5 protein-coding genes are annotated in these 9436 nt (G+C 54.1%); 1 reads left to right on the top strand and 4 read right to left on the bottom strand.

Annotated features, from left to right (window positions below; all coding sequences use genetic code 11):
- The 4 genes from FN369_RS11320 to FN369_RS06585 all read right to left on the bottom strand — a co-directional run.
- On the bottom strand, positions 1 to 181 hold a 181-nt coding region (locus FN369_RS11320; protein ID WP_218580017.1), incomplete at its 3' end, for a hypothetical protein.
- Between the two features lie 1132 nt (positions 182 to 1313).
- On the bottom strand, positions 1314 to 1592 hold the full coding sequence (locus FN369_RS06575; protein ID WP_142525391.1) for a hypothetical protein: 279 nt from the start codon (positions 1590 to 1592) through the stop codon (positions 1314 to 1316).
- 2165 nt (positions 1593 to 3757) lie between these two features.
- Positions 3758 to 4921 (bottom strand): hypothetical protein, encoded by a 1164-nt coding sequence (locus FN369_RS06580; RefSeq protein ID WP_142525392.1) that lies wholly within the window; start codon positions 4919 to 4921, stop codon positions 3758 to 3760.
- A 416-nt stretch (positions 4922 to 5337) separates the two neighbouring features.
- Complete coding sequence (locus tag FN369_RS06585) at positions 5338 to 7164, bottom strand: SIR2 family protein (protein WP_178087723.1); 1827 nt, start codon at positions 7162 to 7164, stop codon at positions 5338 to 5340.
- Positions 7165 to 7521: 357 nt separating this feature from the next.
- Between FN369_RS06585 and FN369_RS06590 the strand changes: the two genes are divergently transcribed.
- The gene (locus tag FN369_RS06590) at positions 7522 to 8562 is read left to right on the top strand and encodes a hypothetical protein (RefSeq protein WP_142525394.1); all 1041 of its coding nucleotides are present in this window, start codon (positions 7522 to 7524) and stop codon (positions 8560 to 8562) included.
- The last annotated feature ends 874 nt before the right edge of the window (positions 8563 to 9436 follow it).

Raw genomic sequence — 9436 nt, forward strand, 5'->3', positions numbered from 1 at the left:
ATGAAGCCGCCGCTTCGCGGCGTTCTGGAACCGAACCATGAAAGACAGAGAAGCAGGGATGCCAATCGAAATGAGTAACCCGGGACACGTCGGTTTCTTTGAGGCTGGGTGCGTTGTTGATCCGCCGCTGTCTGGATACGATGCCGATGAAACATTTCTTAAGGTAGTTATGGCAGCCCACCCAGGTCTATGGGACTGGCCTCTTTGGTTTAATCCAAGACGCCTCCCTGGCTTTAGCAGCAGCCCGTATGTCAAGGACGGTGTTTGGGAGCTTTTTTTTCGGGACGAGCGCTTCGGCGTAGTAGAGCAATTCTGGTTCATTAGCCCAGAGGGACGATTCTACGTAAGAACTATCTTAGATGAGGATATACCGCTCGAGCAGAGTATGCGACCTGGGAGCCGCCTGTTAGTGGGTTGGCGGATACGGAGAGTACTTGAAGCGTTTCGGTGCTGCTTGGCCTTCACACGCGCCTTGACCTCAAAAGAGGATACCCGTCTAAGGTTTCAATTCCGCTGGACAGGATTGACCGGAAGGATTCTGGACTGGTGCCCGAGTGGGAATATCCCGCTACGGGGCATCCTGCCAGCGAGTTCCTATCGCGCCCACCAAGACGTGGTCCAGTCTACGGCTTGCCTTGTCATCTCGGTAGGGGATGGTCCGATCATCGAAGCCGGACACCACGCAGTTGCGCCCCTGATTCAGGTTTTTGGTGGGCAGGTTCTAGATCGCAACGTGGTGGAACAGGTGTATCAGCAATTTTGGGGAAGGGTGTAGTAGGGGAAGCGCAAGAAGGGGAAGGGAACGCTTTTTCTACCCCACTTAACAAGCGGCCCAGTTTCTTGGGTTTTCTAGATTAGCCAGCCCCTGAGTTCAAATTTGGGCAACCGATTGCCTCACAATCGGTTTTGGTGCGATACGCCGAGGATTCGCGTTTCAAAATTACCATACATACAAAATACATGATGAACCCTATCCCGTTCCTGCATTGGGGAATCCTCAAGGATTACCAGCCACAAAGGCTTAACGGAAGTCTTTTATCGAACGCATAGGGAGCTGCCAGCCCTCTTAAGGCTTCCGCAATCGGGGGGAAGTCGTGGCCAGTGTTGCTGATTCGCGAAGATACTGCTCCTGTCTTCTTGGATCAAGCTAAGCCCACGCGGAACTTACTCAGCTCTTAGCCGGACGTAGGCCCAGCCCGCAAGGTCATGGCCTTCTGGAAGCCCAGTCTTAAGCTGGGCCTTAAACCGGTTACCTTCAATGTCTGCTGTAGGCCCCGACCGTAAGGAGTAGCGATAGCTCGTCCTTTTCATCTTTACTTTACCAGCCGAAGCACCAGCACCTCTCCCCTTCGGATGTACACAGGGTACCAGTTATAGGTTCGGGCGGAGCCAAACCCTGAGTAGCCGGCAATTTCCTTTTGTTCGGTTAGGATCCATACGGCGTTTCCCCCAAATTTCCGAACATCCTCCATCCATTGATGCGCGAATATTGAATGGGCCAAGGGACGTGGGCATCGCTTGGCCACGTGAAGAACCCCAAGGATCCGATAGGGATGGTCCGGTTCAGAGTAGTAGACAGGGAGTCCTTCCACCTGCTCGACAAAAGCTCCCCTTCGATTCCCCGGATGCACAGCCGCCGAACCTGAGTAGGGGGTAAACCGTGTTGCAACCCCGACACAACCGCCAAAAGAAAGCGCGGCCAGACAAAGAAGGAGCCCAGGGAGAAGCACCAACGCCCAGCGGAAACGGCTCCTCCTTAAGTCCGCGCCGTTTTGAGAGAGGAACTCACCCAGGCCCAGCCTCCGAAGCTTGCCAGAGCAGGGCTAACCTTGCTCGTTCTTGAATTGCAACGAAGCTTCCGGAAGACCGGTTTAGGCCCAGCGACGTTTTTGCCTCCCGGCAAGAAGGATCGTTGTGCGGAAGAAACACCAAGGCACGCCACCAAAGCCGGCCGCACCACCGCGGTATGATTCTCCAGAGGCACATGCCCGCTAGCCAAGGCTTCTTGCGTCCAACACCGCTCGTCAAAGCCGTGAAGGAGAAAAAAGCGGCCGCGCAAGCGTCCCCTGCAGGCTTGCGGGCGCTGAAACACCCCTGGAGCCCTGTAAGGAAATCTCAGGGCCATGCCCCGCGGCAGCTCGATAAAGAGCCCAGCTCTCCAAAACGCGCCAAGGCCTTGGCCCTTCTTCCCATCTCACGGGAGAGGCCCCTATGACCGTCGCCGGCAAACCGTCGGGTCTTTTCCCTGTGGCTGCCACGGCCAACCGGATCCGGTGGGCCCTTCCTACCAGCAACCTGTTCCTCCGCCGGCAAGCCATACAGCTCCTTTGTTAAAAATCCGGCCCTCACCATATCCCACCCGGTAGGACAAATACGGTCCCACCAAAAAATTTTTGCCGCTCGCCGGGCTGTTTTCCCTCCGAAGGCTTTTGGTCTAGAAAACCGCACCCTGCCGACTCTATACGCCTGCTTTTGGTTCCCCGCGGCGCTTGAGTTCCTGTGTTAGCCCATGCTCAAAATTTGGGCTCGCCCTTCAAGCACGGGGGCCCCTTCTTCTTTCCGATAGGTGGAACGGCGACCGGAGGCTTTTCCAGGTGCGCCCAAGGCCGCATAGTTCGGGCACAAAACGCCGTTTGAAAACATCGCAGCCCGCCCGTCAGTAGAGATCACGGCCTTCGCGCGCACTGCCCTTCTTGCTTGCAAGAGCCAAAGGCAGCTAGCTCCCCAAAAGGCTCCACGCGGAGAAGACTTTTCTCATCACCAAGAGTGGCCTAGCGGTTGGTGAAGTTCTACTTGAAATCAAACACAGTTTCGCACGACGCGAAAAACCCCTTTCGCGCCCATACTGGAAACATAGAGCAGTAGGTGCAAACCACCCTATTCGGAAAGGAGTGAAAGGAGGCCGAAAGAGCTTGCCAAAGAAGCTGGGTTGAACGGCCCGTCCGCAAGAACCCTGGCCAAATAGAAAAGTGAGGCGGAGTATGGGCATCCCAAAGGGGTGCCCTAAAGGGAAGCACCCTCTTCGCCCCCCTTTTCCTCTCCTTCCCCACCAACGGTGCCCAGAGTGACGCATCTGTTCCAAAATACCGCCAACTAGAGTTGTCTTGGACGGGCCGGATGCGCAGAAGGCGATAAAAGAAAACTTCCGATGCAAATAGGGGACAAGTCCTTCAAGCGTGGCAGGTTGTCTCGGGAGCCCCCCGGCTAATCTCGGGCTTGCTTAAAGATCCATGCTGACGATATATCGCTTGCCTTCGCTTGCAGCGTTTGTTTGTCTTCTGCTTTTCTTCGGTTTCCCCCGTCTCTCACCTGACTGAAGCGTAGACCCTGCCCGAGACCAAGGCCTGGGCCCGTTTGGGCCAGGCTCAAAGTCGCTCTCGAAGGCTTTCTCGATAAGGCTCCGTTCCCCTTTTTGCGGTCTTCTATCTACTAGAGATGTTGCTACGCTAAGCCTACGGAGCGCCAAGACTGTACGAGCCGTGGTTATAGAGGGATCTCTTCCTAAACCGGGCACGGACATGCTCGAAGAGAGAAAAGCCGCTAATTTGTACCTACGTTCCTCGAAAAAAATTAGGCCACGTTGGTTAAAGGCCATCCTCAAAGACAGCTCACCTAGAAAGGCCTTACTTTCTGTACTTCGCCTTTGCCCATCGAGCACCGTTGCCGCTAGGCGTACGTCGAGAAGTTCTCCTTATCTCCGCCTCCTCAATCTTTTCCGATTCGCCCTTGGTAATCCTGCCATCCCCAACCACATCTTTTAAAGGCGCGCAACCAAGGCTTTATACAGCTCTGCCAAATTCTTGGAAAGAAACACTTTCCCAAAAACCTTTTGAAAGACACTCCCAACATACCCATTCGCCTTACCTGCCTGCCCCAGGTACTCATAGGTCGGTCCATCCACCTGCACGGCGTCCAGATAAAACGCCATCGAGGCAAGCCTCTTATCCACCTCGTCGCCTCCTCGTGCTCTTTGCCCGCTTGCCATGGCTCTCCGGGTCAATTCCCAAAAGATCAACCATCCTGGGAAATCGTCGCCCCTTTCCGAAAGTCTCTCCCGCAAGCTGCCTGGTCTCATACCAGCCACCTTGTCGAGGTCGTCTAAAAACCCAAAGTAGTTCGACCGCCGAAGTATCTCCTCGCCCGATAGCCCGCTCACACCAAAAAGCTTCTTCTCGAGCTCCTCCCAACTAACCAAAAAGCCCGATTTAATCCCTTCCCATGCGTCCCTAATTTCTTTTGGTAAGTGTTGGCACGTTACTTCCGCCAGAAGTTGCGCGTGTGATTCTGAGACACCACATTCACGACCACATTCACGACCACATTCACGAAAGATGGCGACCATCTTATTCCTAACGTCTACATTCGAATCACCTAATTCGAACGGAAGACCGCCCACACTGGATTCTTTCAGCTCTCGGAGTCTTTCTCTAACCTTCCGAAAAAGGAATTCCAGAACTAAGTTGGCACTTCCCACAAAAAACGCACGTTCTGGATATTTGAGCAGGGGCTCAGCGCTTTTCGAAAGCTCACCACCTGTCCCCACACCGCCGACAGCATAAGGCTTAACGGATTCGACGACGTCCCAAAGGCCAAACTCTGGATTGTTCATCAACGCCAGAGCTTCTGCTACATGCACATAGCGAACTAACCCAGAATTGCTGGACCGAGGACGAGGAAGTAATTCTGGAAGTTTAGGAAAGGCAACGAGATCCAAGCCGGCGAAAATTCGAAGCTGTTCTCGTTTACTTTTTTCGCGGTGATTCGCAATCTCGTAAAGCTGTTCGACGCAAACCCACGGGATGAGTGTCTTGTCTCTAAAAAGGCCCAGGATGCACTGGCTTTCTTTAGAATGGGCTTGGGAAGCAAGGTTTATCCAGGTTGACGTGTCCAGAAGGACATACTTTGGCTGCCTAATCGACATAACGAAATATAAAGCGGGCCGCCGAGAAAGCAAGAAGACCTTGCTGCGTACGGAAGGCAGTGCGGACTGCAATCCGTGGCTAATGCTCTGAGGCTATTAGAGCTGATTCTATGGAAGAAACCGAAAGGGATGCGAAGGGCCGCCTTAAAAGACCTCCAGTCAGGCAAGACCGTAATTCAGGCTATCACGGGACCACCCAAGACGACCCTGGGGGAGGCGTTTCTCGTAAAACACCCTCCCGGGCCGTCATGGTTGCCTGGGCCTTTCTCGAGGCTTTGGTAGTACTTTGCCACCCGGCAACCGGTAAGTGGACCCTTGAGGGCAAACGATCTTTCTTCATCCCTGAACAGTTTCTCTGAAAGCTCACTTTAACTCTGCGTGTTACTCGATCAATGCTAACCGCCGTAAAAGGATTCCTAGGAGCGCCCTGCCGCTTGCCAAGCACGGTTACGGTGATCCAACCAGATATTATGCAAATGAGTTGAGTCATGCAAATGACTTGAGCCTCTCAAGAACAATCCAAAACGGAGGGCGCTCGGCGGAAGCACCTCAGTATCTTTGAACAAGCGGGAGTCTTCTACAGATGGAGAAGAGGCTATGCGACGAATATACCTCCCAAAAGGCACTTTTTGGGATCCTATCTGTCCTGCCTGATGAGGTTGGCTATTAAGATCAAGCCAAACAAAGGAAACTAACTGCTCGAACAGGTCAAAAACTTCCTCGTACTCAGACGGCTCCGGCAAGTACTCGGCCAGTTTAGGCTGGAGACGCTCAAAAAGATACTCGCTGGGCACAGCCAGAAGATCCGCCTTCCCAGAGCAGGGCTGCCCACGGGCCTCTCCCAGCAGGTTGCACAGATCCGTTTCCATTCCGGCGAAAACTGCCCGAGGGGTCATTGCAGAAATGAGAGGTTCTTTCTTTCCTGTGACAGGATCCAGGCAGCGTGCATGGAGGAGAAAGCCGGCCAGATGCTTCCACCGGTTATTAGCTCGGGCGGTAATCCCGGCTGCGTACAAGCAAAAAAGCCCCGGCAAAAACGCAAGCTTTTGGTAGGCGGCACAAAACGGCCCCCCTGGGAAGGATATCGTGGACATGCGCTCCACGGCCTTAACCAAAAGCTTCGTGTACCCTCCAGGATCATGGTAGGCGAGAGCAGCAAGCATAGATACCACAGGCTCGCACATACTCTCGTAAAGAGTGAGTTGTCTTTGATATTCCTCCGGATCGAAGGCATTTGTCGGGAAAGTTTCGGCGGAATGGATACGTTCTCGGATGCGTTTCTTGGTTTCCTCCACCTCTCGGGTCACAAGGTCATGGAGACGGATGCGGTACCGGTATTCGGAAAGATAAAGTTTTACCTCTTCCTTCGCGATCACTGGATGATTACTTCCTAGCTGTTCCAATGCTCGAACCTTGTCCAGCACGTCCTCAAAGAAATGGTTCGCGTCCCTGATCTCGATCCGAACCGCCTGACAATGTTCTATAAGCCTTCTTGCTTCCTCCTCCGGCTCACCCCTGCAGGCCCAAAAGGTCGTAAACCGGCGGGTGCTTCTCCGTTCGATGGCCCTGCGCAGGGCCACGTCCCACTTGGCGGACCAGCCGCATACGATAAGGCCGAACTCGTCTAGGATCCGGTCGAGGAGCTGACTCACTGCCTCTGAATAAGCCTCAAGCTCAGGAGCCGTGTTTCGGATCCTTGAGTCCAGATAGTCCCCGTGAAGCTTGCATACCAGCGCCTTTGGGAGAGCGCTAGCAAGGGGCGGCAACCCCTTTACCTGATCCTCCGTACTGACAACGGTAGGCTCGATTCCCGCATCTTGCAGCGCATGTTCCAAAAGCCGATCAAAGTTTGTGGTAAGGACAACTCGGACGTAACCGCTACTAACGAGCTTGGCCAAGGCCCGGTGAGCGGAAGAGGGAACCTTAAGACCTCTTTCTCTCTCCTCCGGAGTCGGCTCAAAATAACGCATTAAAAGCCGCTGACGCTCTGGCTCTGTGCTCGCAAGCGCTTCGAGAAGCTCTGAGTAATCGGGCTCCTTACAGAACCGGCACCTGTACCAGCCTGCAGGATCTTCTCCGACCTCCTGGTTTTGGGTAACCGCTACCCTTCGGATAAGATCGCAAGTGATTTCCCAGCCCGTCGGTATCCGGGCGCCACGGGACACACCGGAACCTACTAGCACCGCGTAGGCGCCCTTGTTTGCCTCTAGAGAAATCGATAAAAAAACCAGGGGATCGTTCATAAAGCAAAACATACTCATCTCTCGGCCGCCACCAAAAATCTTTGTTCGGTATGGCCCCACAAACGCCCAACGTCGAGGTTGCCGAAGTTCGCTTCACCAAGTCCGGTGCCCTTGAGAGCCCGTTCGACAAAGGAAAGCTTTCAGACTGCCAGCACGTCTTTCTCCTTTGCCACGGGTGGCTTAACGACCCCAAGTCCGCTCGTCAGGAGCTCTACGAGCCCCTCGTTGGCTCAATCGAAAAGGTAAAGAACCAATTGTTCCAAGGAAAGTTTAGCAAAATCGAGTTTCTTTTTGCCTACTGGCCCTCCAAGGAGTTTCCTCCAGGAGGAGACCTTTTTCCGGCTCGCGGAGGTGCACATGCCTAAAAAGGAGGAAGGCATAAGAGCGCTCGAAACGCTCTTATCAGGTGATTACTGTCCCATTTTATTCGCCGTGTTGTCCTCTCTTATTACAGCTTCCCCAGAATTTGTGCATGAATTCAAGGATCAGCTCTTGTCGGTCCTGGAATTGTATGCCGAAAAGCTCGAGGGTGATCGCCTAAGACTTTGGGCGACAATGGCCAAACCCCTTGTAGAAAAAGAACCACGACGGGTTTGCCTGGCTGCGATCAAAGCGTGTAAAGGACACCCCTATTCTTTTCGTCCGGACATAAACCCCCGTATGTTCCCACTGATCCCTCTACTCGAACTCCTCTGGAACGATCCACAGGCTCGCGAGCTCCTCATAGAGGCAGCTCAAACCGGTCAGGGCGGGCCTTTGTTGCCAAGCTGGGTCAAACACAAGATGCCAACGGAGGAAGCTCCGATGCAGGGGGAGGCGCGTGGACAGAAGAAGCAGCAAGAGGAAGACATTCTCCGCCGCCTTTTTGACTACCTGGGCTGCCGCCTCACACAAATGAGCATGCGCGAATCTCCCGATTTTATCGCAGAAATTGCAAGAAAACGGATTGGGATCGAGGTAACGATTCTACACCCGGGAGAGAAAGAAACCGGCGGCAGTCCTCTGCGCCGCCAAGAGGAAGAGATTGTGCGCCGTAATGGCCCAGAACAGCCATACGGAATGTGGGCATCGCTCGACTGGAAACGAGCCTTACAAAGACGAATCGAGCAAAAAGTTCGGCGCGCTAAGCGCTTCAATCGGTCTTCCATTGATAAACTGTGGCTGGTTGTCGCCGCAGCTGTACCCACCTCTGGCGCAGTTGTCTCAACCTGCGTGCTTGGGTTCGACGTCACGGCGGAGAAACTGTGTAACCTTACTGCCGGCGTCCTGGAGGAGTCCGTTTATGATCTTGTCTTTTTTTACATCATCATGGAGAAAAAGCTCTTCCGTTGGAAAAAAGGCAACTCCTGGAAGGAAGTGAGGCAACGACGGAACCTGAGTACGGGCGAACTCGCGTAGGAATGTAACCGGTCAAAGAAAGCCGAGGCAGACCTCGGAGGCACCAAACACCGTGGGTCACTGCAGGAAAGGGAGTAGGCGCGTCACAATCCTTTCCGGCCTCTAAGTCGGCTCCTTAGAGCCTTGGAAAAAGAAGAAAATAGCTCCGAAACCGGCCACATCGTGACATATGAAAAAAAATAGGCATGGATAATCAACACCTTACGAAACTTCTACCAAACATGGGCTAGGGCAAGCTTTTGGAGCGGCGCAGCCGGAAAGGCCCTTGCAGGCGCTCCTTACGGGCTTTATCTGGCGGCCTCCTGCGGCTCAAAATTTTGGGTATCTTCTTTAAAATTTCCGCAGGGCGGAGCGATAGCCCTGCTTGAAAAACGTACGAAAATCGTACGAAAAAGGATGGAGCTTTTTCCTTCCAGATAGAGAAGTACGCTTTCCTAAAGCGTTGGTCGGCCGTTCGAATCGGCCCGGGACCAGAGCGATCGCTTCGTCGATCCGCTCAATGCGTCTTCGAAAAGAGCGTCGCCTTCGGCTTCGGAGCTTTCCCAAAATGGTTCCCGAGCGCAAAAGATTGCCGAGAGGGAGGGCGAAGGGGATTCTCTGGAAAGACGGGCTTCCCTAGGGAGGCGCAGCCGGGGCGCGGTTCGATCGAAACGTTCCGGCGAGCCCCGGAATTCCTTCGGGCGGATCGGGAAGGCTGGAAGATCGGTGTCCATTCCGGAGAGACCAGTTGAAGGGCACACTTTGGGTCCTGGGCAGCGCGAACATCGATTTCTGCGCCCGGGTAGAGCGCTTTCCCGCGATCGGGGAGACCGTGGTCGCCTGTGCCTTTGCCCGGAGGCCCGGAGGAAAAGGAGCCAACCAAGCGGCGGCCGCC

Source organism: Methylacidimicrobium cyclopophantes (assembly GCF_902143385.2).
GTDB classification, from domain to species: Bacteria; Verrucomicrobiota; Verrucomicrobiia; order Methylacidiphilales; family Methylacidiphilaceae; genus Methylacidimicrobium; species Methylacidimicrobium cyclopophantes.

What these genes read in the sequence shown, in the direction of transcription:
- FN369_RS06580 (WP_142525392.1), bottom strand. Translation starts at nt 4,921, where the DNA reads ATGTCGATTAGGCAGCCAAAGTATGTCCTTCTGGACACGTCAACCTGG.
- FN369_RS06585 (WP_178087723.1), bottom strand. Translation starts at nt 7,164, where the DNA reads ATGAACGATCCCCTGGTTTTTTTATCGATTTCTCTAGAGGCAAACAAG.
- FN369_RS06590 (WP_142525394.1), top strand. Translation starts at nt 7,522, where the DNA reads ATGCCTAAAAAGGAGGAAGGCATAAGAGCGCTCGAAACGCTCTTATCA.